Below are 25,764 nucleotides of genomic sequence, written 5' to 3'. Positions count from 1 at the left end.
TGAGATGACTGCATTTTCCAGCGTTCTAATCGGCAATGAATCCCTTTTGATTCAATGTGGCGACATCCTGCGGGCAGAGGGCCATCTAATCAGCGCAGTGGTCACCCGCAATCCCGATGTGGCGCAGTGGGCCTCGGGGCATGGCCTGCCCGTCGCGTCGCCCGGCGCGGATCTGGCCAGCCGTCTGCCGCAGACGTTCGACTGGCTGCTCTCTATCGCGAACCTGGATATTATCCCCGCCGATGTTTTGGCCCTGCCGCACAAGGGCGCGGTGAACTTCCACGATGGCCCGCTTCCGGCCTATGCCGGTCTGAACGCCCCCGTCTGGGCGCTGGCCAACGGTGAGGTGCAGCATGGCATCACCTGGCACATGATCGAAGGTGGCGTGGATGAAGGCGATATCCTCGTGCAGCGCCATTTCGACATCGGCGCCAGTGACACCGCACTGACGTTGAACACCCGCTGCTATGAGGCCGCGATCGACAGCTTCCCCGAATTGGTCGCCGCACTGGCAACCGGAACGCCGGACCGCCAGCCACAGGACCTGAGCCAGCGCAGCTATTTCGGCTTGCGCCACCGCCCCACCGCTGCGGCGCGTCTGGATTTCACCAAACCCGCAGCCACGCTGCACGCGCTGGTGCGGGCGCTGGACCACGGCGACTATTGGAACCCGCTTTATTGCCCCAAAATTGAGGTGGTAGGCACCCTGTTGCTGGTTGGCAAATCCACGCTGACCGAAGGCACCGGCACCGCAGGCGAGGTCCTTTCGGCCACCAAGGACGCGCTGACCGTCGCAACCGTGGACGGCGCCGTGACGCTCAGCGCCCTCCGCCGCATTGACGGTACAACGCCCGACGTCAGCCGCCTTACCACGACCGGTGACATCCTGCCCTGCCCAACCGCGGGCCTGACCGCACAGCTCGACAGCGCCCTGCCCCCCGCCATCAAGGCCGAGGCCAAACTGCGCCCGCTGTTTGAAACCCTCGCCCCCGCCGCATTTGCGACCACCCCAACAGACGGTGAAGGCCACCGCATCACCGAACTGTCCTGCAATGCCGAGGACGCGGCCACTGGCCTTGCCTTGATGGCCGCCCATCTGACCGAAGGCGCACATGTCGACCTGGCTTATGCTGCCGCACCGCAGAATGCCTCTGCCGCCTATCTGCTGCCCTGGACCCCCCTGCGCATTGCGGCCAATGGATCCGTATCCGACGCACGCACCACCTTTGCGAACGCCCTGCAACAGGCACAGAATCTTGGCCCCGTTGCCGCAGATCTGCCCGCCCGCCTGCCCGGTCACCCGCAGGTCAGCCAACCACAATTGGCAATCAGCCACGGCAACCGCCCCCTTGCTGGTGCCGCCGTTACGCTGTGCCTTAAAGGCACCCCAGCGCTGCATGTTGATGCCACGCAGGTCAGCGACGAAATGCTGGCGATCTTGAAGGCCCGCATCGAAAAGCTCGCCACTGCCACCGACGGCACGGTGGAGACCCTCGACATGCTGTCGGATGCCGAACGCCAACTGGTGCTGCACGATTGGAACGACACCGCCGTCGATTTCGACGCCGAGCTGCCTATCCACCAGATGTTTGAACGGCAGGTCGCCGAAACGCCCCACGCCACCGCCCTGGTCGTGGATGCAGAGGCGCTGACCTATCTGGAACTGAATGCGCGCGCCAATCAGGTGGCTTATGTGCTGCGCGACATGGGTGTGAAACCCGGCACGCTGGTGGGGCTTAACACACAACGCACGCCGCACCTCCTGATCGGGGCCTTGGGGATCCTGAAGGCCGGCGGCGCCTATGTGCCGCTGGACCCCGCCTACCCCGCCGACCGTATCGCGCTCTATATCGAAGACAGCGCCTGCGCCGTGATCGCCACCCAGCAGGGCATGCTGGCGGATCTGCCGGATCATCAGGCCGAAGTGCTGGCGCTGGACAGCGATCCGCGCATCCTGTCGGCCCCGACCGACAATCTGGACATTGCAGTTGCGGGCCATGACATGGCCTATATGATCTACACCTCCGGCTCTACCGGACGGCCCAAAGGGGTGATGGTCGAACATCGCAACGTGTCGAACTTCTTCACCGGTATGGATGATCGCATCGACCACGCGGCGGGATCGGTCTGGCTGGCGGTGACCTCGCTCAGCTTCGACATTTCCGTGCTGGAGCTGTTCTACACCCTCGCCCGTGGCTTCAAACTGGTGCTGTCCTCGGATGAAAACCGTGCGCTGGTGTCTTCCGGCCGGATCAATCAGACCGGCAAGGGCATGGAGTTTTCGCTGTTTTACTGGGGCAATGACGATGGTGTGGGCCGCGACAAATATGAGCTGCTGTTTGAAGGCGCCAAGTTTGCCGATGCCAATGGGTTCTGCGCAGTCTGGACGCCGGAACGGCACTTCCACGCCTTTGGTGGCCCTTACCCGAACCCGTCGGTCACCGGCGCAGCAGTGGCCGCGCTGACCAAAAACCTGGCCGTGCGCGCGGGCAGCTGCGTCGCGCCACTGCACCATCCCGCCCGCGTGGCCGAGGAATGGGCGGTAATCGACAACCTGACCAACGGGCGCACCGGTCTGGGCATCGCCTCGGGCTGGCAGCCGCATGATTTTGTGCTGCGCCCTGAAAACACCCCGCCAAACAACAAACCGGCAATGCTGGAAACCATCGAACAGCTGCGCGCCCTGTGGCGCGGTGAAGAGGTGGAATTTCCGATGGCAGACGGATCCAAGCATGGCGTGGTGACACAACCGCGCCCGGTGTCGAAAAAGCTGGAGGTCTGGGTGACCACCGCAGGCAATCCGGAAACCTGGAAAGAGGCGGGTCGGATCGGGGCGAACGTGCTGACCCACCTTCTGGGCCAATCAATTGATGAGGTCGGCGATAAGATCAAGCTCTACCACGAAGCGCTGCGCGAGGCGGGCCATGATCCGGCGGAATTCACCGTGACCCTGATGCTGCACACCTTTGTGGCTGAGGATCGGGAGAAAGCGCGCGACATTGCCCGTGAACCGATGAAGGACTACCTGCGTTCTGCCGCCGGTCTGATCAAACAGTTTGCCTGGGCCTTCCCTGCCTTCAAACGTCCCGAGGGGGTGAACAACGCCTTTGAGCTGGACCTTGGCACGCTGGAAGGCGAAGAGATGGAGGCGATCCTTGACTTCGCTTTCCAGCGGTATTTCGAGGATTCCGGCCTATTTGGCACCGTTGAGGACTGTTTGGACCGGGTAGAGGATCTGAAGCGCATCGGTGTGGATGAAATCGCCTGCCTGATCGATTACGGCATTGAAAAACAGACCGTGCTGCACGGGCTGAGCCATCTGGCCGAGGTGCTGAAAGGCGCCAATATGGGATCAGAGGTGGCCGAGGATGATTTCTCCATCGCGGCGCAGGTGGTGCGTCACGGCGTGACCCATCTGCAATGCACCCCGTCGATGGCGCGGATGATTGCCATGAGTGATGAAGCCCGTGTCGCCCTGTCACGGGTGAAACACCTTATGATCGGCGGCGAAGCACTGCCCGGAGATCTGGTGGCGGACTATGCGCAGATCACCAAGGCCCACATCGAAAACATGTATGGCCCGACTGAGACGACAATCTGGTCAACCACACAGACCGCCTCGGCCACGGAGGCAACCGTCAACATCGGCACCCCCATCGCCAACACGCAAGCCTATGTGCTGAATAAGGCGATGCAGCCGGTGCCGGTGGGGGTTCCGGGCGAACTCTATATCGGTGGGGCTGGTGTGACCCGTGGCTATTGGCAGCGGGATGATCTGACGGTTGAGAGGTTCCTAAATGATCCCTTTGTGCCGCAGAACCGGATCTATCGCACTGGCGATCTGGTCCGTTGGCGCGGTGACGGGCGGCTCGATTTCCTGGGCCGCGCCGACCATCAGGTGAAACTGAGGGGCTACCGGATCGAGCTGGGCGAGATCGAAGCCGCAATGACCGCCCATGCTGGCGTGAAACAGGCCGTGGTCACCCCGCGTGAAGATACCGCCGGCGCTGAGCGCTTGGTCGGCTATATGCTGACCGACGGCCCGGTGCAGGAAACCGCCCTACGTGCCTCGCTTGCCGCGGCCCTGCCCGAATTTATGGTGCCCGCCGCCTTTGTCACGCTGGATGCCTTCCCGCTGACCCCGAACAAGAAAATCGACCGCAAGGCCCTGCCCGCGCCGGAAACCCAAACCGCCCCGCGCGCCGCCAGCACACCGGTGGCCCTGGGCGACGATGTGCAAAAACAGGTCGCTGCAATCTGGTCGTCCATTTTGGGTGTCCCCTCGATCGGGGCCAAGGACAACTTCTTTGACCTTGGCGGCCATTCCTTGCTGGCGGTGCAGGCCCACCGCGAAATCCGCACGCAATTGGACGCCAGCAAGCTGGGGATCACGGACATATTCAGGTATCCTGTTTTGTCCGCACTCTGTGATAAGATCAGAGAATCGATGGGCAATTCGGCACCGGCACAGACACTCACACCGGCGCAGCCCCCCTCTGAATCCGGCGCAACAGAAACCAGCGCCCGCGCAGCGGCCATGTCACGCCGCAAAGAGATGCGCGCGCGCAGAATGGCACGAACGCGGCAATGAACCAAAAACGGGTCCGACAAGGCTTACAAGATATTTTCGGCCCCCATGTGGGGATCGGTTTTGCCGATCCCGCGTCTGAAAACAACGAATTGCTACAGGCCGAACGTGATGCGGCCATGTCGATGGTGCCCAAACGTATGCGCGAATTTGCGGCCGGTCGTGCCGCTGCCCGGGACGCGCTGCAGGAAATCAAACATGCCCCGGTTGCCATTCCGCGCGCGCAGGACCGTGCACCGGTCTGGCCTGCCGGTGTTGTCGGCTCGATCACCCATTGCCACACCGCCTGTCTGACCGTCGTCAGCCATATCGAACATTGGCGCAGCATTGGTCTGGACATCGAAGACGACGCGCCGCTGCATCGGGAGGCCTGGCCGATTGTCCTGACCGAGGCAGAGTTGCGCAGCGTTCAGAAACTACCGCGTTGGCGGCGGGCGCGGCGGATCAAGCTGCTGTTTTCGGTCAAGGAAGCGGTCTACAAGGCGCAGTATCCAGTCACTGGTGAAATCTTTGACTTTCACACGTTAGAGACCCATCTGGAAAACAACCGCTTTCTGGCCAGCTTCACCCGGGACGTAGGTCGCTATCAAAAAGGCATGTCCATCGGAGGTGGCTTTTTCGAGATCGACAAATACGTCATTTCCGGTGCTCAAATCGTGGATCGCTAACGATGAACTCTCCTTTTCTGCGCCGTGTGAAACGGCTTCTCACCCGGCGTCGTGTGATCGGATCCGGCCTTGTGCTGACGGTTCTGGGGGCTTTGGGCGTGATGCGCCTGCTACCAGATGCCCTGTCCGAGGCGGAAACACAAGCGCTTTATGAAACGCCGCTGGCCGCGCCTGAAACACCTTTGCGGGTGTTCCACCTGGGGCATTCTCTGGTTGGGCGCGACATGCCCGTATTCCTGCAACAGCTGGCGCCAGATGGCCATGACCATCAGTCCCAGCTGGGCTGGGGAACCCCCTTGCGGGCGCATTGGGAACCGGAAGAAGAGATCGGTGGGTTTGAGGCGGAAAATGCCCATCCGCATTATCGCGATGCCAAAGCGGCGCTGGCCTCGGGGGATTATGACGCGGTGGTTCTGACCGAGATGGTCGAGATTCGCGCCGCGATCGCGTATTTCGGCGCGGCCGAATATCTTGCCAAATGGGCCGAGGCAGCACGGGCGGGCCGACCGGATGCGCCGGTGTACCTCTATGAAACCTGGCACCGATTGGATGACGAAGAGGGCTGGCTGACCCGGCTGGATCTGGATCTGGCGCGTTACTGGGAGGCCGAAATTCTACGCCGCGCCCTGGCGATGGATCCGAAGCGCCGCCCGATTCATGTGATTCCCGCAGGTCAGGTTCTGGCCGCTTTTGTCCGCGAGATTGAGACCAAGGGCCGGGTGCCCGACCTCGATTCGCGTGAGGATCTGTTCAATCGTGACGAATCCGGCGCATTGGACACGATTCACATCAATGATATCGGCGCTTATCTGGTCGCTTTGACACATTTCGCTGTGCTCTATCATCAAAGTCCGGTGGGTCTGCCTCACGAGTTGATCCGCGCCGATGGATCTAAAATGGCGACAATCACACCGCAAACGGCCCGATTGATGCAAGAGGTGACATGGTCCGTGGTTTCCGCTTACGACAAGACGGGAATCGCGGCGAAATAAGGCGTAAATGTGGCGCTGGTTCGCGATCTGGAAAGCGATTGTTTCCGCCACATTTGCCTTAAGAAATTGGTAAAAATGGGGCTGTCCTGCTAGATTGTGACAACAGATTGGCAGGGCGACGTTCGCCTTGAGTTAACGATGATGTCGCAAGACGGGATGTGTCATGAACCTGATGAACTTACTCTCCGGTTTCCTCAGAATGTTTCGGCGCCGTGCGCTGATCATGGCCGTCGTTGTGGTCTGCGGCTGCATCATGTCTCTCCTCTATGCGCTGAACCGCCCTGCCATCTATGAAGCCACCGCCGTGATCCAGATCGAGGCCCCGCAGGTGGCCGCCTCGGTGCCGGGTTCCGGTACGATCACCACGTCAAACAACCGCAACCGGCTGAAGCTGATCGAACAAAAGCTGATGTCGCGCGACTCGGTCCTTGCTGTGGTAGAGAAATTTGACCTGTTCAACGGGGCGCCGCTGCCGGATGCCGAAAAGGTAAATAACCTGCGCGAAGCGCTGCGGATTATGGAGCTGATTGATCCGTCACAGGCCTGGCGGTCCGATGTGCAGCCCTCTGGGTTGGTGATCACCGCCCGTTTGGGCGACGCGCAGCAGGCTGCGGATATCGCCAATGAATTCCTGGCCCAAGTGCTGGTTGAGGGCAAAAAACGCAGCGAAAGCCAAGCCACCCAGACGCTGGCCTTCTTTGAGGCCGAGGAGGCACGGATTGCCGCCGCCATTGAGGGGCTGGAAATCGAGTTTGCCCGTTTCAAAGAACAAAACGCCGAGTCGCTGCCGAGCGTCATTTCGGATCAACGGTCGCAATTGGTGCGGTTGCAGGAAAACCAGTTGGAGCTGGAGAACCAGTTGATCCAGCTGGAAACCAGCGGTGAACGTCTGCGGGCCGGGGAACGGGCGCGACAGTCGCAAATCCTTGGTCAGCAAATAGCGCTGGTCACAGAGCGGATCGCCACCATCGAAGCCTCAGTGCGGGCTGCGCCTGAGGTTGAGCGGATCTTTACCCTGATGGCGCGTCAGCTGGACCAGCTGCAGTCAGAATACGGTCTGATCACCACCCGCCGCACCGAAGCGGCGATGACCCAGCAGTTGGAAAGTCAGGATCAGTTTGAACGGTTTGAGGTGCTGGAAACCGCGCTTGTGCCGCAATACGCCGTGTCCTCGGGCAAGCGTAAACTGGCAATGGCGGGCGGCGTGGCTTCGGTCATTGGCGCAGTGGCACTGGCCTTCTTGCTGGACCTGTTGAGCCCGGTTCTGCGCACCAGCCGCCATGTGGAACGTGAACTGGACATTCGCCCCGTGGTCATCATCCCCGAGATGAAGCGTCCGCGCCGTGGTCTGAACCTGTTCCGTGCCGCCCCTGCCTCGGTTGCTGGGGCCAGCATGGTCGGCGCAGCGGCTGCTCCGGTGGGATTGAAGGCGAAATTTCTGGAATATATTTCAACGATCTAAGCGATCGATTGCAACGGCACGGGCAGAGCTGGGCTTAGTAGCCGTATTCTTCGCCCGTTGCATCCTCGGCCTTGTTCAGCACAACGCCAAGCAGCGGCACGGAATCGCCCAACCGCCGCATCACCTCACGGACGTCCTGACCGCTGGTGCGGGTGCCGTCGATCACGATCAACACCCCGTCAAAATTGTCCTCAAAGGCAATCACATCGTCATTGGCCAGCGCGGGCGGCAGATCATAAAGGATCACATCCGGCGACAGCTCGGCCTCCATCCGCTGCAGCAGCTCCGCCGTGGCCGGTTGCTGCATCAGCTCACTAGCATAAGGCTCAATCCGATCATTCATCGCGATGGCCAGATTGTCGCCGATCTTCATATCGTTTGAGTCAAATTTGAAGAATTGGTCCCGCGTTGGCACCTCACCCCGCAGATAATCCCCCATGCTGCCCACATCCCGCAGGCCCAGCGTTTTGGCGACACTGGGATTGCGCATGTCCATATCCAACAGAATGGTGCGGCAGTTTTCATAACGCGACAGCGTCACGGCAAGGTTCACCGACACGAATGTTTTGCCGCAGTCCCGCGTGGGCGAGGTGATCGCGACCCGTTTCCAGCCATTGTCAGTCAAGGCGTTCAACAGTCGGGCGCGCAACACGTCAAAGGCGGCATGTACAGGGTTGCGGCGGCTGGCGGTGATGATCAGGTTCTGCGCCATCTGGTTGCGCTGCACCGGCATCGGTCCAAGCTGCGGCCAGACATCGTCCACCTCTACGATGTCACCCTCGTCCTCGTCTTCATCGCCGTTTTCATTGCTGGCCTCACCGGAGTGTGCCGCAGGATCTTCTGCAACAGGTAGAGGGTTTTCCAGTGCCAGCGGGGCGGGTTTCGTCGAGGGGGCTTCAACAGGTTCGGGTGCTGACGTCGGAGTCTCAGCCTCCGCTACGGTTTCAGCCTCCGCCTCTAGATCGATCATCGGGAAGGCGCTGCGCAAAGCAGTGTCTTCTGCCGCAATTTCGGCAGCCGAACGGCCGCTGCCGGACAATAGCCCGCCACGCGCCTTTTGTTGTCGCATCCCGCGACGGAACCGTTTCGACTGCTCAACCATCTTAAACCCTTCCCCGTTAACTTCGGGTCGGTGTCACTCATTTCAAGAGGCGAATCGCGCACCTCGTCCCAGACAGAGAACGCGACAACCTTGGCGAAATTGTGCCGGGAAGATGGTTAACGCAGGAACGCACCCTGCCCTACAGCCCGAAAAGATTGGCCTCTTTGATGCCGCGCCGGATGAATTCCTGCCGGTCTGCCTCGGGCTGCCAGCCCAGAACCGCCTTGGGGTGGGCGTTGTCAAAGGGGGTGAAATGGGCCCGGCTTTTCCAGTCCTTCAGGGACGGGCGCACCACACCGTGACGCCTTAACACCTTGGTCTTCAACAGGTATTTCACGGCGTCCGCCGCCCAGAACACATGCAGCATCCCCGGTCGCACCTTGATCCGCGCGCCCAGGGACTGATGGATCGCATCAAAGTAGTCCCGCGCCGACATCATCGGTTCACCAATCAGGTTGAAGCTTTGGCCGACAGCGGCCTCCTGCTCCATCATCTTAATCAAAGCATCAGAAACATCATCCGCCAGCACAAAAGGAAGCGTGTTTTTTCCCGCTCCCCAGATACGCACGGCCCCCGCACCATGCCAACGGCCAATGCCCCAATGTTGCAACGGCCCGCCTTCACCGATCACGATGCCGGGGCGGGCGATCACCAGGGGCAGGCCGTCATCGCGGTGCATCTGCATCAGGCGCTTTTCGCATTCCGCCTTGGAGCGGGCATAGAGGTTGCGTTCCTCCATAGGGCCAAAATCGGTGTCTTCGGTGATGGTACCCTCCGCCTCGGACATGTCGTAAGAGGCGATGGTGCCGGTATAGACCAACCGTTTCACACCCGCCTTCTGCGCTGCCTCGGCAACACGCAGGGCCACACCCACATCGTTTTCAAGCGCGGCGTCCCAGGTCTTGTCCATTGACTTGGCCAGATTGAACACAGCGTCGATCCCCTGCATCGCCTCTGTCAGCCCGTCGAGATCCCGCAGGGACACTGCAACCGTTTCGACGTGATCGGCAATGTCATCAAAGGGGCCGTGTTTGCCGCGGCTCAGCACCCGCACATCATAGCCCCGCTGCACCAAGGTGCGGGTCAGATTGCGGCCGATGAAACCTGTGCCGCCAATCACCATGACCGTCGGGTTGGGCGTGCCTTCAGCGGCCATCGCTTCAACCGGCGTCGGCATCAGGGACAGGGCGTCGTCAATCGCCTGCATCACGTTTTCACACGCCTCTGGCCCATAGCGGGCATCCGGCGTGGTGCCACGGCGCAGCGCGCCCCAGACCGCATCCACCGTGCCGCGGAAGCTGAGGCCATAGGGCGACTTCTGGTTCAGCGAGGCCAGCTGCCGCGCTGCATTCACCACGCCTTCGCGCAGATGCTGCCCGGCAAGCGCCATTTGTTTAACGAACGGGTTCACCACCAGATCCGCCGCATTGTCGGACGAGATCACCAGCGCGTCCGCTGCATAATCCAGCCGCGCCACCCCCGAGGATCCGCGCAGCGTTAGAGAGCGGTCGTCATGGGTTTCGACCAGTGACAGGTTGATGGTGACGGAGAGGTCGCCCGCCGCGGCCACCACGCGCCAGCCTTGATGGCGCACCGCCCCGCCTGGCAGGGTGATTGGTTGGTTCAGTTCCAGATGTGTGACCGTCAGCGGGCCAAACAGATCCACGGCAAAGGAAAACGGATGCGGACCGAGTTCCAGCAGCAGGTTGCGGGCCTCTCGCAGCAGCCACAATCCATACGGCCCCGAGCGGAGCGGCGCGAGGGGCAGGTTCCAGTTGACCTCCAACGCGGACAATCGTCCGATCTTGCCGGCCGCAATTGCCTGTTTCAGCCGCCGGTAAGCGGGAATGCCCAGGAAGTTATGCCCGGCATGAAACCGCACCCCGGCTGCCTTAGCAGCGGCGGTCATTTCGCGGGTCTCGCTGACGGATTCTGCCACAGGTTTTTCGACCAGCACATGCAGACCCGCAGCGATACATTGCAGCGCGATGTCCTTGTGCAGATGCGGCGGGGTGAGGATATGGACCGCGTCCACGCATTTGGCGGCGATCATCTCTTCCACCGAGGCAAAGGCAGGTACACCGTAGGCGGCGCCCATGTCCTCGGCCACCGCGCGGGACACATCACAGATGCAGGCGATTTCTGCCTCGGGTGAGGTTTTCAGCGCATCAGCGTGCCAGGTCGCGATATAGCCGGCGCCAATGATGCCAACGCGGATTTTGTCTTGGGCCAAGGGGGCCTCCTCACTTGTACTCGATAATACGCATGGCGCTGCCACGCGCCCTGCGTCTGTAATAGCGGATCATGCCCAGCAGGTTGGGAAATTTCGACAGGCTGAGAAACAGCGCCTGATGCAGCGCCATCCCCCGGCCCAAACCTTCGCGCCGCAGCCCTTGCACCGTGCGGACATAGGACAGCAGATAAAGCGCTAGCACGGCAAGGATCAGTGGTAGCCAAAACAGCCCGAGCAGCGCAAGCGCAGGCAGCACTGCGCCAAACAGCACCACCCGCCGTTTTTCCGGGCGGAAGTATTCCGGATGCAGATCGCCGACCTGCGCAAACCCGTGGCCCGAACGCACGGCGCGTTGCCACCACTGCCCAAAGCGCATCATCGCCGCGTCATGGCGGGTCATCGGCAGTGGCAGGCGCAGCAGCTTCTTGCCCGACTTACGGATGCGGGTGCAGAACTCGTCATCCTCCGCCGCGATCACCGTGGGATCAAAGCCACCCACCGCGTCAAAATCCGCGCTACGCACCATCATATCACCGCCACAGGCGAGGATTTCACCTGCAGGCCGGTGCCATTCAAACTCGACCAAGGCGTTGTAAATGCTGGCGTCCGGATAGATCTCTGCGCGCCATCCGGTGACGATCCCCAGATCGGCCCGTTCGGCAAAGGCGGTAAGCGCCGCCGCAATCCAATCGGGTTCCACACCACAATCGCCATCGACAAACTGCACAAACTCCGGCAACCCATCGCCGCGCAGTGCCTCAAATCCAGCATTGCGGGCACGGGCCGCGGTGAAAGGGGTTGCGGTGTCCAGTTCGACCACCGTCACCCCCATCTCTCGGGCGGCGGCGACCGAACCGTCAGTGGAGCCGGAATCGACATAGACCAGCCGATCCACCTGCGCCTTCAGCGTGGTCAGGCACCGGATCAGCCGGTCCCCTTCGTTGCGGCCAATGGCGACCGCTGCAACCATCCCAGAGGTGTTCATTCCGGTACCTCAGGGCGTTTGTCCTGCGGCGGCGTGCCATTCAGATAGCCGCGGATCAGACTGCCCAGACGGGCCGCTTCCTGCTGGATATCAAAATCTGCGATGACCTTTTCCCGCCCGGCAGCGCCCATCGCCGCCGCATCGGGGTTATCGAGAAGCATCAGGATCGCTGCCTCCAAGGCCTGCACATCGCCGGGGGGCACCAGATGACCGCTGAGGCCATCCTCCACCAGTTCGGGAATGCCTGCGATGCGGGTGGTGATTACCGGCAGGCTGGCGGCCATCGCCTCCATCAGGACCACCGGCACCCCTTCGGCAAAGCTGGGCAGCACCAGGGCATCGACGGATTTCAAGGTCTCTGCCACCTCGGATTGCGACTTATAGCCAACAAAATGTACCGCTCCCGACAGGCCAAGCGCTTTTGCCTCTGCCTCCAACCCCGCCCGTTCCGGTCCGTCACCGATCAGGGTCAATTGCAGATCGGGGCGATGCCCGCGTGCGGATTTCAACGCCTCCAGCAGGACCGGCACCCCTTTGACAGCGGCCAGACGGCCAACAAACAGCAGGTGATTGCCCTGCCGCGCCCCAATGGCGGCATAGCGGTTTGGTTCCACGCCGCAGTGAATGATGTGCATCCGGTCCCAATGCGCCCGTGCGGCAAAGCTCATCCCCTGCGAGCGACAGAAATCACTGATGCAGGCAACAAAGGACGCGCGGGCGACCTTCTCATCAAGACGCCAGCGTATGGGTTCAAAAAAGATGTCCGGACCGTGCAGAGTGAAACTGTAAGGAATGCCGCTGACCTCATGACACAGCATGGCAACGGTGCAACTGGCCTTGGCAATGTGATTGTGCAGATGCTGCACTTTGTGACGCCGGAGGTGATCGGCCAACACCACCGCCTCGGCAAAATAGAACAGCTGATAGAGCGTCGGTTTGATCCCACCGGGCGAGGTTTTCCACGCCAACCGTAGCGTCCGCAGATAGCGGGCCGGTTGCGCGAGGGCGCGCAGATGGGCGCGCAGGCTGGTCAGCGGCTTGGTGCAGGCCTTCAGCACATGGAAGGTGCGCGCCGCCTCCTGTCGCTGTTCCTCGCCGACCAGATGTTCGGCGCCGGTTTGGCGGATGGAGCAGGTTTCGACCTCAAACCCCTGTTTGCGCAGCTCGGCCACTTCGCGCTGGATGAAGGTATCGGTGGCCCGAGGGTATTCGCCGGTCAGATAGGCAATGCGGATCGGGGACGTCATTGATCGTGCCCCTCTTCAGGCAGAGCTTCCGACATCAGATCCTCAAATCCGGCCTCTGGCAGCCAACCCAGGCCATCGCGCAGCGTGGCGTTTGAATAGGTCAACGGCAACATACGTGCCCGTAGGGTCGGTACTTTCAGCAGGCCGTGTTTCAGCCGTGATCCCGTCAGCCGCGCCAATGCTGCCATCCAGCCGAACGGCAGTGGCATCACAAAACGGGGCCAGCCGGTCAGGCGGAAGGCCTGTAGGAACCGGCTGCGATCAGGCAGATCGCTGTCCAGCACATTGACCACGCCAGAGCGCCCCTGCGCCGCGGCTTCGGCTGCCAAACGCAGCGCCTGCGCCGCGTGACGTACATGGGACAAGGGCAGTTGCCCTGCCTTGCCGATCTGAAACAACACCGGTCCTGCCCCAATGCCTAGATGCGCATTCCACAGCCGCCCCGGCCCCCAGATTGCGCCGATCCGCAACATCTGCAGCGGCAGGCCCGCATCGGCAGCAGCAGTGGAAAACAACAGCTCCTGCCCCAACTTGGCGCGGCAATAGGCATCGCGGAGGTGGCTGTGTTCCTCCAGCGGAGTTTCTTCGGTCACGGCGTCACCCGCATCCAACTCGGTGGCGCCATAAACCGACATGGAACTGGCCTGCACAAAGGCGGGTGGCTGATCCGTGCGCAAGGAGGCAATCAAAAGGCTGCGGGTGGCCTCAACCGTGTCGCGTTGCTGCACGGCAGCCACACCGGACATCGAGGCCGCCAGATGCACCACCACATCCGACTGCGGCACGGTCACAACATTGGCCAGATCGGCCTCGACAATCTCGATCCGCTGATCGATGTCCCATTCAATGGGACATTGGGAGGGATCGCGCACCAGCAGGATCAGATGATGCCCGGCGATCAGGCATTGCCGCACAACTTCACGGCCCAGATAACCATTGGCCCCGGTGATCAGCAGCTTCAGCCCACGTGGCTCGGACGGGTTGTTCATTGGGCCCACTCCATTGGCGTCATGGGGGTGCAGCTGGTGGTCATAGCCTGTGCGCCCGTGGCTTCGCCGGCGTTCTGGATGGCAAGTGTGACCTCATTCAGATGCAGGGCAAAATCGTTCGACAGACGGCAGCTGCGCCCCTTTGCGATGGCCGCCAGCATCTCGACCGGTCCCAAAGCAAAGTTCATCGAGGCCGCGCCCCAGCGCCCCACCTTGGGATGGGTCTTGCCCGGCAGCCGGAAACGGCGGCCCAGCGGGCTGTCGATCAAGCGGCGGCGAATGCGGAAACGTTTGTGGAACTTCACGGCAGCGCCATTGTCCCAGGCCTTGCGCAGCGCCAGCACGCCTTTGTCGCCGATCACCCGGATCTGGTGATCGTGCGGGGCCACAATGGAGCAGGTCAGCCGCACCACAGGCCCGTCATCAAAAAACAGCGTGGCCACCGAAACATCCGGCGCGGCGCGTCCCACACCCAGCTTGTCCGGCAGCACCTCGGCAGAGGCGGCAACAACCGTGCGCACCGTACCGAACATGGCAATCAACCAGCTGAGGTAATAGCCCGCATGTTCCAGCGTGCAGCCAACCCGAAATTCATCCTCATAAGGCCAGGGCGCGCCGCTTTCGCTCTGCCATTCTTGCACCGGGGCCTGCGGGATATACCCGTCATCCAACTCGGCGTAGACCAGACGTGGCGTGCCCGCGATCCCGTCGCGCACGGCCTTTGCCAGCGTTTGCGCTGCCTCCCCCAAAACCGAACATGGCGCCGAGGCCAGCATCAGCCCCTTATCTTCGGCTAGCCGGTGCAGTTCAGCCGCATCCATCATGTCCAGCGCCAGCGGCTTTTCCGAGTAGCAATGATGCCCTGCCTCCAGCACGGCCAGATTGACCTCATAATGCGACGCGGGATTGGTGAGGTTTAGCACTACGCCACCTTTAGGCAGGGCCGCCAGACAACTGGCCAGATCCTCAAATCGGGTCAGCGACCAATGGCGGCAGAACGTCGCCGCGCGGGTGGCATCGCGGTCATAGACGCCCAGCACCTGCACTTCTGGAAACGTCTGGAAAGAGCGCATATAGAGATCCGCGACAAAGCCGCAGCCGACCAACACCACCGTTCCTGCAACGGGTTCGGAATCCACCCGAGAGATTTCTGCGCCCATTAACCCTACGCCTGCCCTTTACTCACCGCTGATCCATCATAAGATCATGTCAGCATTTTGTTCCAGAGCCGCCAAGTCTTTGAATTGTCTTTCCGGCCAAACTGTTACAATTTGTCAGCGAATATTCTATCCGTGCTCGCACCTTAGCATCGCAATCGGGGACCCTGCATGAAATTCTGGATCCGCTCCTACTCTATCTCGGTCAACACACCGGACTGGCCGACCCTCAAGGCGCGCCTGACCCAGCGCTTTGCCGAGGGGCGGGGCTTTGCAATTGCGACCTTGAACATGGATCATCTGGTCAAACTGGAAACCAGTGCGGTGTTCCAGCACGCCTATAACGATCATGATATTGTGGTGGCCGATGGCAATCCGATTGTCTGGATGTCCCATCTGGCCAGCAATCCGGTAGAGCTGTTGCCCGGCTCGGATCTGATTTTCCCCATTGCCCGCCTGTGCGCCGAGCTGGACATGCCGATCGGCCTGATCGGCAGCCGCGAAGCAAGCCTCAACCGCGCCGCGATGGCATTGCGTGAGGCGGTGCCGAACCTGAAGATTGTCTACCAGAGCGCACCGACAATGGGGTTTAACCCGTCAGGCCCCGAGGCGGAATCGATCCTGAAGGCGGCACAGGGATCAGGGGCCCGGTTGTGCTTCCTGGCCCTTGGCGCCCCCAAACAAGAGGTCTTTGCCGCCTATGGCCGCAACATGCTGCCGCGCATGGGGTTTGCCTCGATCGGGGCGGGGCTGGATTTCCTGTCTGGTGATCAACAGCGCGCCCCTTTGTGGGTGCGCAAGATCGCGATGGAGTGGCTGTGGCGCATGTTGAGCAACCCCGGCCGGATGCTGGGCCGCTACCTGCGCGGCTTTGTGGTGCTGCCGGGGCATATGATCCGTTCGGTGGTGAAGTCGCAGGACTGATCCCGCCCGCCTTTTCTTTGGATCAGAGCAGCCGTGGTTTTTGCCGCCGCAGCAGCATCAGGTCTTTGACCTTGCCCTTCAGGCCCCTTGGTGGCAACACCTCTGCGCCCATCTCAAAGGTCGATCCAGTCAGAGCCGGATCGTGCCATAGCGCCATTTCCACACCCCATCGCGCCGACTCCTCAGGTGTCAGACCGTCGGGGATGCCCATGCGCGTCGCCAGCATTCCGGGCATCCAGTCATTCACCACGATATCGGGGAAACGATCACCGATATCCGCCACCAATGCCCGCGTGTAGATCCGCGCCGCGCCTTTGGAAACGCTGTAGGCGGCAGAGGCCGGCAGCGGGTGCAGATCGGCAAATGTGGCCACATTCACAATTCGCCCGAACCCGTCGCGCAGCATCGTTTGCAACGCCGCATGGCTGCACGCCATCACCCCGCCGAGGTTCACATTCACCGTCTGCATGAAACTGCCCGGCGTTTCCTCCAGCAGATCCCGACGCGGATAAACGGCGGCGTTGTTGATCAGCAACCCCGGCCCGCCATGTTCCAGCGTCATGCGGGCAAAGGCCGTTTTCACCGCTGCGAAATCGCTGACATCTACCTGCATAGGCGTGAACGTCTCCCCCGCCAGCTCTGCCGTTTTGGCCAAACCTTTGACGCTGCGGGACAGGCCAACCACATGCAGCCCTTTCGCACAGAGACCCAGCGCCAAAGCGCGGCCCAATCCGTCGCCCGCCCCGGTGACCACGGCAACCTTTTCCAGCAATCTTTGATCATTTCTGGCCATCACGGCTCCTTTCGTGTTGGTCAGCGATATGGTCCCCCACCCGCAACGCAAGGGCCGCAATGGTGAGGCTGGGGTTCACCCCCATTGACGTCGGAAAGACCGAGGCATCCGCGACATAGAGGTTCTCAACCTCATGCGCGCGGCAGTTCAGGTCCAGCACCGAGGCCTCGGGATTTGCGCCAAACCGCAGGGTGCCACAGGGGTGGCCGTAGTTCAGCTCAACCCCTTGTCCCAGAAACATCCGCCTGTTGCCCTTGAAGGCCTTGCGGATCAGGCGGCGGAAGGTGCGGCGGCGGCTGAGAAGTTCTGGTGAGAAATCATAGGTCAGGCTGATCTGGTCGGGATCGTCCCCTTTGAGCACGCGGTTCTCCGCATAGGGCAGATCCTCCATCAGCCCGACGTAAACCTGCGCCTTGCCAAAGAGCCTGGCAGCGATCAATGCGGGGATGCGGGCCAGTTCTTTCAGCGGTTTCACATGGCGTAGCCGCGACCGCGCCAGCAGCTGCCGCAGGTAATGCAGGATCTCGCCATAGCCGACCTCGATCCCCATCGCCTGCACCATGCCCAGCCGTTCACCTTCGCGGTGATAGAGGTCACGGAACCCCAGCGCCTTGCTGATCCCCTTGGCGGCAATGTGTTTGCCCGGCCAGACAGCAATCATTTCGTTGAGGTGGAACATCAGGAACCGGCCCACCTGATCATTGCTGTTGGCCAACCCGTTCGGATGGGCGGCATCATCAGAATGCAACAACAAGCGGGGGGAGCCGAAGGCCCCCGCCGCCAGCACCACTTTTTCGGCGGTGAACCGCAACGGTGTGCCGTCCCTCTCGGCCTCTATCACGCGGACTTTGCCATCCTCTGCCACCAACCGACGCACGGCGCAGCGATCCAGCAGTACGGCCCCCGCCTTCATCGCAGGTTCCACCCCCGCAGAGCGACCATCCATCTTGCAGCTGCGGGGGCATTTGAAGCCCAGGCACTGTTTGCACCCCGCCAGATGCTTCACCGCCGAATGCAGATGGTAGGGGTTCAGGCCTTTCGCCTTCAGCCGCGCCTTCATCGCCTGATCCGCGGCGGCCAGTTCTGGCGGGGCTTGCAACAGGCTGGGATGCTGGGCCAGTGGATCCTGTTCGCCCTGTAGGTGAAAGGCGACCTCGGCCTGATCAAAATAGGGCTGCATTTCGCTGTAGCTGACCGGCCAGCCGCCAGTGGGATGCGGGCGATCGGGGCTGTGGTCCAGATCATGTGGTTCGGGCCGTTCCAGCGTTGCCGCATAAAACACCGAGGAGCCACCAACCCCGCCGCCGACGGGGCCAAAAAACGTGCTGTCGCGCCCGTTCACCCGCGCCGTGATTGGGCTGGGCCAGAAACCCCGCAGCTGGCGCGCCACGGGGTCAAACACCTCTGAGACCAGTGCGGTTTCCTCACGCCGATAGCCTTTCGGGCCTTGTTCCAGCATCAACACTTTGAGGCCGCGTTCCGCCATGCGCCGCGCTGCCATGCCACCGCCGATGCCAGTGCCGATGACGATCACATCCCAATGCGCTGCGCTGGCCTGTTCGGGAGTCATGGCGCGCCCTCCAAGACCGGCAGGAAGATAGGGGCCAGATGGTAGGCGCCAGTGTTGGTCAGGTGGTTGTTGTCAAAATAGAACGACTGGCCGCCCTGCATCACCGAACAGACATCGGTGCAGAAATAGCGCCGCGGGTCGAGAACCTGCGCCCCACTGGCCCGCACCGCACCGTCCGAGGAGGCCTGCCGCGCCGCCACCTCTGCCAGAGATGTGGCAAATGTCTCTGAAACGCCTGCGGCGCGCCCATGCGCCAGATCCCGCGCCGTCTGGCGCGAGTCATACTGCGGCACCTCGGGGATCTGGCGCAGGATATGAACCTCCGCGAACCCCGACAGTTCGGTCACGGTTGTGGCCAATGCGGCTTCAAATCGGGCGGCTTGGTCGCCTTCTGGCAACAGTGTGATGCGGTTTTCGGCGTCCCGTCCGGTGCCTGTACCTTGGGCGTAATAGGCCCAGCGCCCCACCAGAACCACGTCGCGCAGCCCCATTGCAGGCAAAGCCTGCTGCAGCGTCGCCGTATCCGCGATGCAGTCTGCATCCTGCGCAGGTGTCGCCGCGCTTTCGCGTTTGCTGATGTCAAACAATGGGGGGCAGCCCGCATGCCAGATGATCAGCCCCGGCACCTCTGTGTCCTGGGCCACGGCGGCAATGCCATCCATCAGCGCCCGCAAATGGCTGTCGCCCCAGAACAGCACCTCTGGCGGGCCTTCGGGACCGATGGCACAGGTTTCGACCCGCGCCAGCGGGCCGTCGGTTGCGGTGGAACAGCGGCTCCAATCCTGCAGGAAATCTCCCGAGGCCGCGATATGTGTGCGCACCTCCGCAGGGTAGCGATCTGGCAGGCCATTGGTTTTGAAAGCCCAAGCGCCCAGCGCCAGCGCCACGGCTGAGGCAGCGCCAACCCCCACCAATGTCCGTGGCAGCGTCAGCCACACGGAATGCCGTGTGGGCCGTTCAACAAAACGCCAGCTCAGCACCGCCAGCCCAACCGATAGGGTGATCCAACCCGCGACTTCAAACACCCCCGCGTAGCTGCCGCGCACATAGAGTGACAGCACCGCCACCGGCCAGTGCCAAAGGTAGAGCGAATAGGAAATCAGCCCAACAAACACCGCACTGCGTGACCGGAGCAGCGCATTGACCGGATTCTGATCCTGCCCATTGGCCAGCACCAGCACCGTGCCCAGCACTGTTGGGATCACTTTCCAACCGGGGAAACCTGCACCCGCACGGGTAAAGATCAACCCGCCTAGGATCAGCGCCATGCCAATCCAGCTGAGCACCGGATGCAGCCGCCAATCGCTGCCCTTTTTCTGCCCCCAGATGGCCAGCAACACCCCTGCCAGCAACTCCCATGCGCGGAAGGGGAAAAGGAAAAACGTGGCCGTTGGTGAACTGGGTGTCAGGGCAACACAGGCAAGAAGCGACAGCACAAAGCCCGCCGTCAACAGCCCGATCAGCGCCTTTTGGCTGCGGACCAGAAACAGCATGACCAGCGGCAGGAACACGTAGAATTGCTCTTCAACCGCAAGGGACCAAGTGTGGAGCAAAAGCTTCTCATCCGCGCCGCTGTCGAAGTAACCGGCCTCCCGGAAGAACTGCACGTTGGACAGGTAGACCGTTGCCGCGATCAGGCTCTTGCCGAACTCACGGAATTCAAACGGCAGCAGCCACAGGTAAGCGGCGGCAAAGCTGACAAAGGCAACGGTGAAAAAGGCCGGCGCCAGCCGTTTGAAGCGCCTTTGATAGAACCGCCCCAGCGACAGGCGGCCGGTCTCTTCCAGCTCGCGCCAGAGGATGCCGCCGATCAGAAAACCCGACAGCACAAAGAACACATCCACCCCGACAAATCCGCCGCGCAGCCCCGGCACGCCGAAATGGTACAACACCACCGACAGCACCGCGACGGCCCGCAGCCCGTCGATCTCGGGGCGGTATCCTGATGGTGTTTGCGCGGGGGATGGGGGCAAGTCACTGCGCACGTTTGATCGGCACTCCAGAAATCCGTGCCCGCCCGCAGGTTTCGGGGGCGTGGAGCACTGCAAAATATGCGTGGAATGTCACCCCGATGTCCCGTGCTTGGCAAGGGGAAAGCGTGGCCAGTGCTCAGTTGGTATCAGGTCGTGGTCTGCACGCCAGCCTGTTGCACCGGGTTCGGCACCCGCGGCGCAAAGGTTTGCAGATGTGCAAACCGCTGCACCGCCTCGCCGGCCAGATAGCTCAAACGTCCGGCGCTCAGCACCGCTTCGACCTGTAGGGAGCCCTTGTGCAGGACCAAAAGATCGGCACGGCGGCCCAGATCAATATGCCCTCTGTCGACCAGCCGCATGATTTCGGCCGGGCGTCGGCTCAGCAGGGCCCAGGCCCGTGGCAGCGGCATCACCCCGCGTTCAACCAACCCAAAAGCCACCTCAATCAGCCTGCGCCCTCCTTGGGCAGAGGCCAGCGCGCAGCGGGTGTCGCTCAGGATATGACGTAACAGGCTGGCATCGCCCTGCCCGTCTGCCGCCTGCAACACCCGATCCGCATCCAGCACCACCGCGTCCCCCATCGCGCGCGCCGCAGCGGCGGGGGCGTTGTTCTTTGGGAACTGACAGATACCGGCCCCGATCATGGCATAATGTTCCCGCTGCTCAGCCGTTTCATCGCCACAGGACCCGTAGCGCACCCCAAGGGTGTCAAACGCTTCCGCCAGCTGACAGAGATGGCGCGCAGTGGCGGCGCGGGTGATCTGCTCAAACGTTGGGGCACCGGCAAAAATCACCTGATCCACACCGTATCGCCGCAGGGCCGCAAGCAGGCCGGCTGCGCCTGTGTAATCCTGGGGAGAGACCCGCAACTGCACCCTTAGGTCGGTGCCGGCCTCATCGCGTTGGTCTGCCATGAGCGATAGCGCCGTGTCCTGCCAAAGCGCGGCACCGGCACCGTCCTGCGCCGCCAACTGACCCCAGTTCAACGGCAACCATGTGGTTGTAACGCCCTGCGCCACTGCTCGATGCACCTGTTCCGCCAGATGTGCCGCCACCGAGGTGGGCTGACCACCGGCAAAAGGATCCATCGTGGGGCCATGCAGGTTCACAATGCCCGGCAGGATGAAATAGCCCGCGAGATCGATCGCCGGGAACGGCCCTTTGGCAAAGCGGCCCCGGTCGATCCCAATGGAACGGTTCTGCATTTTCCCATCCCTCAGGACGGTGGCGCCAGTCAGGCGCACGGGCGGTAACAACAACTGCATGACACACTCATTCGGTGGTTTTGCAGAGCTATAAGCCGCCTATATGTCGTTGGGATGAAGCCCGCGTCAGGCTTTAATGTGATGTCAGAAACTGCCGCTATCGCCGGAGCTTCCGGAACTGCCACCACCGAAACTGTCGCCGCCCGACGCTCCGCTTTCGCTGCGCACCTGCGCGTCATGACCCACCATCATGCCCATGTTGCGGCTGGCCTCAGACCCATCGTCAGCGCGGTTGGTTCGCGCTTTGCCCGCGCCCTTGCCCAATTTAGCTGGACTATTGGCCAACTTATAGCCCCCCCAGACAACACCGGTGAACAGGAGGATTGTGATAACATCTGTTAGTATTTGCATCTTCTGCCTGCCCTCTTAGCCAGACCTATTGGCGTGGCCTATCCGCCCCTCAGTCGGCACTGGGGTCGCCTTTCACCGGTGCATCATCAATGCCATGTGTGTAGCGGCTGCGGCTGCGCGTCTTCTTGGATTTTGGGGCGCTGGCATTGGCCCCAATGATGACAACCGCCGTGACTGCAAGGATGATGACACCCGCCACCAGATAGGCAAAGAGGTCTTCCCAGGTCATTGCATCCTCCGCGCTTCCACCCCAGCGAATGGTCCAAGTTGGGCCAAACACTGATCCGCCTCACTATAGCGTGCATCGGCGGTCTGAGAAGGCCGGATTACCCAGCCAAGCGGCAACGCGTGACTTCATGAAACATTCCCTCGGCGTCCTCCCCCACCAGCGACAGGCTGTCGATCTGGAACGGTGTGGGCAGAAGCGGGGCAAGATGGGCTCTCAGCACCTCTTCCAACGCAATCGCTTCGGCCTTGGGCAGTTTGCTGGTCAACGTCATATGAAAGCGGAATTGATCCATCACATAGGGATAGCCCCATTGGGTCAGCAATGCGTCCTGCCGTGGCGAAAGCTGCGCCTGCCGACGACGGGCCAGCTCTGCTGCGTTGAGCGGAGCGCGATAGCTGTCCAACCCGGAAACCGCCGCCGCCGCCAGCGCATTCAGCGCCGTGACCTCCCCAGTTGGCACCAAGGCCAGAAACCGGCCCAGCCTGGCCACCGCAAGCGCTTGCAAAGCGACCCGAGGCTGCGCTGCACAAAACGCCGCAAAAGCCGCGCCCAGCGCCGCAGGTTCCGCACCCTTCGCCAATCGGAAAGGCGGTTTGATCGTGGCGTGAAACCCGTATTTGCGTGGCGTTTCCGTCAAGGGACGTGGATCAACCGTGACCTCCTGTGGGGGTGCAGCGGGACAGCCGGCCACCACATCCCAGCCCAGCCATTCTGCGCCAAACCGGGCCAGCGCCCCCTCTGGCGGCAGGTAATATACAGCATAACGTTTAAACTCAGGCACTGTTGCCCCTTCCCGTCTTCTTTGTTCCCAAATAACCGCAGCTGATGGGCAAACCCAAGTGCATTCACACCCGCGCGCCCTCAGAAATCTCTCCGGTAATCTCTCCTGCATTTTAAATGTTAAGCCTGTGTAAAGGCCGCGCGGGTATCTCTGGTTTCGGGTGAAAAATGAGGTGGTGAGATGACAGCCCAGGTCAATACCGCGCCGGTGATTATCAAACGTAAGAAAGTGATCGGCGGCGGCGGTCATCATGGCGGGGCCTGGAAGGTGGCCTATGCGGATTTCGTCACCGCCATGATGGCGTTCTTCATGCTGATGTGGCTGTTGAACGCCACAACCGAGAAACAGCGCAAAGGTCTGGCCGATTACTTCAGCCCGACAATCTCGATCAGCCGGATTTCTGGGGGGGGCGACGGGGCGCTTTCGGGGCATTCGGTGTTTTCGGAACAGACCCTGCCGCAGGTCGGCACTGGGGCGTCCAACCTGAAACCAACAGAAGGCCGACAAGCGCGCGGCGAATTGGGGGATGGCGCCTCGGACAGTCCGGATGATCCGGAAACCGCAGGCGACGCGGCCGCGCTGGCCAAAATCGAGAGCCTGCTGCTGGGGCGTGGTGGCGAAAGCGCCATTGCCGATGCCCGTTTGCAGCATATCATCACCCGCGTCACAGACGAAGGTGTCACAATTGAGCTGTTTGCCCTGCCGGACCGGCCCCTGTTTGATGCCGAAGACAGCCCCACCGAGCTGCTCCGCGATCTGGCGCAGATCCTAAGCGACAGCGTGGTGGGGTTTGAAAACCCCCTGACGGTTGAGGCCCATGTGCCCGCAAATCCAGTGGTCGCCCGGCACAATCCTGTTTGGGAACGTTCAATGGCACAGGCCGATGCCATGCGACAATTGCTGATCACATCCGGCACGGAAACGGCGCGCATCCAAAGGGTGACCGGGCATGGCGACCGCGAACCCGTCAGCTATGACACGATGGCCACGCGCAACAACCGGCTGGAGGTGGTCCTGTTGCGCCTCCCCTAAGGCCCAAGGCGGGCGGAAATAGATTGGATTTTACCTGTTAGCGGGCTGTTAAACCCTCTGCGCTAAAGCTGATGCCAACGACGATTTCCGGTGCAGCAGAAAGGCGCGCAGATGACGATTTCCTCTTCCCTTAACGCCGGTGTGGCGGGCCTTGGGGCCAATGCCAACCGGCTGGCAACCATTTCGGACAATATCGCCAATGCCTCCACACATGGCTACCGGCGGGTCGAGGCCCAGTTTCATTCGATGGTGGTCGCTGGTGCCAGCGGGGGGAATTACGCCGCCGGTGGCGTGCGGGCCACCACCCAGCGGCTGATCAATCAGGGCGGCAGTATCATCGGCACCTCCAATGCCACCGATCTGGCGGTGCGCAACCGCGGCTTCCTGCCGGTGGCCTCCGCTGCCAGCCTTGCCGCAGGGGGCAATCAACAGATGTTTTTGACCACCACCGGGTCGTTCCAATTGAACGAGGATGGCAATCTGGTCACCGCCTCGGGCCTGGCGCTGCTGGGATGGCCTGCCGCCGCAGACGGCACCATTCCAACCTACCCGCGCGACACAAGTGCTGGGCTGGAACCAATTGAAATCAACGTGAACCAGCTGACTGGTGAGCCCACCACAAATGTCAGCGTGGCGCTGAACCTGCCCGCGGCCTCCACAGATGCTGGCAGCGCCGGGGAGGTCGAAGATATCTCGGTCGAATATTTCGACAACCTCGGCGCGTCGCAAAGCCTGAACTTTTCCTTCACACCCACGGTGCCGGGCACCGGATCATCCAATCAATGGACTCTGCAAATCACGGATTCCGCGCTTGGCACGGTGATCGGGGAATATGCCCTGACCTTCGACGATGGCCGCACCACCGGGGGCAATTTGCAGGCCGTTACCACGGTGTCAGGCGGCGCCTATGACGGCACCAGTGGTTCGGTGATTGTCAACGTTGCCGGCGGGCCGATTGAGGTGAACATTGGTGAAATTGGCGACCCCGAAGGCCTGACCCAACTGGCCAGCAATTTTGCCCCCGTCGCCATCCAGAAAGACGGCTTTCCGGTTGGCAACATGACCTCCGTTGAAGTGGACGCCAACGGCTTTGTTTATGGCCTCTACGACACCGGTGTGACCCGCACGCTCTACCAGATCCCGCTGGTCGATATGCCCAATCCCAACGGGATGACGGCCCTGGACGCACAGACCTACATGACCACCCCCGACAGCGGCAATTACTTCCTGTGGAACGCCGGCGAAGGCCCCACCGGTGAGGTGGTGTCTTACGGGCTGGAAGAATCCGCCACCGATGTCGCCGGTGAGCTGACCGATATGATCCAGACCCAGCGGGCCTATACCTCCAACGCCAAGGTCATCCAGACCGTGGATGAGATGTTGCAGGAAACCGCCAATATCAAACGCTAACCCTAGATCGGGG

20 protein-coding genes are annotated in these 25,764 nt (G+C 61.7%); 7 read left to right on the top strand and 13 right to left on the bottom strand.

Annotated elements, in window-relative coordinates:
- Positions 1 to 4 precede the first annotated feature (4 nt).
- The 4 genes from SIC14_RS06540 to SIC14_RS06525 all read left to right on the top strand — a co-directional run bounded on the left by SIC14_RS06540 (position 5) and on the right by SIC14_RS06525 (position 7,710).
- Positions 5 to 4,591, top strand: coding sequence for a MupA/Atu3671 family FMN-dependent luciferase-like monooxygenase (locus SIC14_RS06540; RefSeq protein ID WP_412565021.1), 4,587 nt, complete (start codon positions 5 to 7; stop codon positions 4,589 to 4,591).
- On the top strand, positions 4,588 to 5,256 hold the full coding sequence (locus SIC14_RS06535) for a 4'-phosphopantetheinyl transferase family protein (protein ID WP_412565020.1): 669 nt from the start codon (positions 4,588 to 4,590) through the stop codon (positions 5,254 to 5,256). Before SIC14_RS06540 ends, SIC14_RS06535 begins: the two co-directional genes overlap by 4 nt.
- 2 nt (positions 5,257 to 5,258) lie before the next feature.
- The gene (locus SIC14_RS06530) at positions 5,259 to 6,248 is read left to right on the top strand and encodes a hypothetical protein (RefSeq protein WP_412565019.1); all 990 of its coding nucleotides are present in this window, start codon (positions 5,259 to 5,261) and stop codon (positions 6,246 to 6,248) included.
- A gap of 163 nt (positions 6,249 to 6,411) precedes the next feature.
- Positions 6,412 to 7,710, top strand: a complete 1,299-nt coding sequence (locus SIC14_RS06525) for a Wzz/FepE/Etk N-terminal domain-containing protein (RefSeq protein WP_412565018.1) — start codon at positions 6,412 to 6,414, stop codon at positions 7,708 to 7,710.
- A 34-nt stretch (positions 7,711 to 7,744) separates the two neighbouring features.
- On the opposite strand, the gene SIC14_RS06520 is transcribed toward SIC14_RS06525, so the two are convergent.
- The 6 genes from SIC14_RS06520 to SIC14_RS06495 all read right to left on the bottom strand — a co-directional run bounded on the left by SIC14_RS06520 (position 7,745) and on the right by SIC14_RS06495 (position 15,426).
- Entirely contained in the window at positions 7,745 to 8,812 is a 1,068-nt protein-coding gene (locus SIC14_RS06520; RefSeq protein ID WP_412565017.1) for a tyrosine-protein kinase family protein, read from the bottom strand.
- Between the two features lie 139 nt (positions 8,813 to 8,951).
- Positions 8,952 to 11,045 (bottom strand): NAD-dependent epimerase/dehydratase family protein, encoded by a 2,094-nt coding sequence (locus SIC14_RS06515; protein WP_412565016.1) that lies wholly within the window; start codon positions 11,043 to 11,045, stop codon positions 8,952 to 8,954.
- A 10-nt stretch (positions 11,046 to 11,055) separates the two neighbouring features.
- Positions 11,056 to 12,030 (bottom strand): glycosyltransferase, encoded by a 975-nt coding sequence (locus SIC14_RS06510; RefSeq protein WP_412565015.1) that lies wholly within the window; start codon positions 12,028 to 12,030, stop codon positions 11,056 to 11,058.
- Positions 12,027 to 13,277 (bottom strand): glycosyltransferase, encoded by a 1,251-nt coding sequence (locus SIC14_RS06505; protein WP_412565014.1) that lies wholly within the window; start codon positions 13,275 to 13,277, stop codon positions 12,027 to 12,029. The genes SIC14_RS06510 and SIC14_RS06505 overlap by 4 nt, the downstream gene beginning before the upstream one ends.
- A complete protein-coding gene (locus SIC14_RS06500) occupies positions 13,274 to 14,266 on the bottom strand; it encodes an NAD-dependent epimerase/dehydratase family protein (protein ID WP_412565013.1) in 993 nt (330 codons plus the stop codon). Before SIC14_RS06500 ends, SIC14_RS06505 begins: the two co-directional genes overlap by 4 nt.
- Complete coding sequence (locus tag SIC14_RS06495; RefSeq protein ID WP_412565012.1) at positions 14,263 to 15,426, bottom strand: Gfo/Idh/MocA family protein; 1,164 nt, start codon at positions 15,424 to 15,426, stop codon at positions 14,263 to 14,265. Before SIC14_RS06495 ends, SIC14_RS06500 begins: the two co-directional genes overlap by 4 nt.
- Positions 15,427 to 15,594: 168 nt before the next feature.
- Between SIC14_RS06495 and SIC14_RS06490 the strand changes: the two genes are divergently transcribed.
- Positions 15,595 to 16,347, top strand: coding sequence for a WecB/TagA/CpsF family glycosyltransferase (locus tag SIC14_RS06490; protein WP_412565011.1), 753 nt, complete (start codon positions 15,595 to 15,597; stop codon positions 16,345 to 16,347).
- Between the two features lie 22 nt (positions 16,348 to 16,369).
- On the opposite strand, the gene SIC14_RS06485 is transcribed toward SIC14_RS06490, so the two are convergent.
- The 7 genes from SIC14_RS06485 to SIC14_RS06455 all read right to left on the bottom strand — a co-directional run bounded on the left by SIC14_RS06485 (position 16,370) and on the right by SIC14_RS06455 (position 23,309).
- Positions 16,370 to 17,140 (bottom strand): SDR family oxidoreductase, encoded by a 771-nt coding sequence (locus SIC14_RS06485; RefSeq protein WP_412565010.1) that lies wholly within the window; start codon positions 17,138 to 17,140, stop codon positions 16,370 to 16,372.
- Positions 17,127 to 18,710: a GMC oxidoreductase gene (locus SIC14_RS06480; protein WP_412565009.1), complete on the bottom strand. Its 1,584-nt coding sequence runs from the start codon at positions 18,708 to 18,710 to the stop codon at positions 17,127 to 17,129. The genes SIC14_RS06485 and SIC14_RS06480 overlap by 14 nt, the downstream gene beginning before the upstream one ends.
- On the bottom strand, positions 18,707 to 20,683 hold the full coding sequence (locus SIC14_RS06475) for an acyltransferase family protein (RefSeq protein WP_412565008.1): 1,977 nt from the start codon (positions 20,681 to 20,683) through the stop codon (positions 18,707 to 18,709). The genes SIC14_RS06480 and SIC14_RS06475 overlap by 4 nt, the downstream gene beginning before the upstream one ends.
- A gap of 146 nt (positions 20,684 to 20,829) precedes the next feature.
- The gene (locus tag SIC14_RS06470) at positions 20,830 to 21,888 is read right to left on the bottom strand and encodes an alkylphosphonate utilization protein (protein WP_412565007.1); all 1,059 of its coding nucleotides are present in this window, start codon (positions 21,886 to 21,888) and stop codon (positions 20,830 to 20,832) included.
- Positions 21,889 to 22,032: 144 nt separating this feature from the next.
- Complete coding sequence (locus SIC14_RS06465; protein WP_412565006.1) at positions 22,033 to 22,299, bottom strand: hypothetical protein; 267 nt, start codon at positions 22,297 to 22,299, stop codon at positions 22,033 to 22,035.
- 49 nt (positions 22,300 to 22,348) lie between these two features.
- Complete coding sequence (locus SIC14_RS06460) at positions 22,349 to 22,528, bottom strand: hypothetical protein (protein ID WP_412565005.1); 180 nt, start codon at positions 22,526 to 22,528, stop codon at positions 22,349 to 22,351.
- A 97-nt stretch (positions 22,529 to 22,625) separates the two neighbouring features.
- Positions 22,626 to 23,309, bottom strand: a complete 684-nt coding sequence (locus SIC14_RS06455; protein WP_412565004.1) for a DUF1045 domain-containing protein — start codon at positions 23,307 to 23,309, stop codon at positions 22,626 to 22,628.
- A 180-nt stretch (positions 23,310 to 23,489) separates the two neighbouring features.
- On the opposite strand from SIC14_RS06455, the gene SIC14_RS06450 reads away from it, so the two are divergent.
- Complete coding sequence (locus SIC14_RS06450) at positions 23,490 to 24,341, top strand: flagellar motor protein MotB (protein WP_412565003.1); 852 nt, start codon at positions 23,490 to 23,492, stop codon at positions 24,339 to 24,341.
- 111 nt (positions 24,342 to 24,452) lie between these two features.
- Positions 24,453 to 25,751: a flagellar hook protein FlgE gene (locus tag SIC14_RS06445; RefSeq protein WP_412565002.1), complete on the top strand. Its 1,299-nt coding sequence runs from the start codon at positions 24,453 to 24,455 to the stop codon at positions 25,749 to 25,751.
- Positions 25,752 to 25,764: the final 13 nt, after the last annotated feature.

It is taken from the genome of Thalassobius sp. MITS945101 (assembly GCF_047123305.1).
In the GTDB taxonomy this organism is placed as follows: domain Bacteria; phylum Pseudomonadota; class Alphaproteobacteria; order Rhodobacterales; family Rhodobacteraceae; genus Thalassobius.
This window is presented reverse-complemented; position numbering and strand designations above follow the sequence as displayed.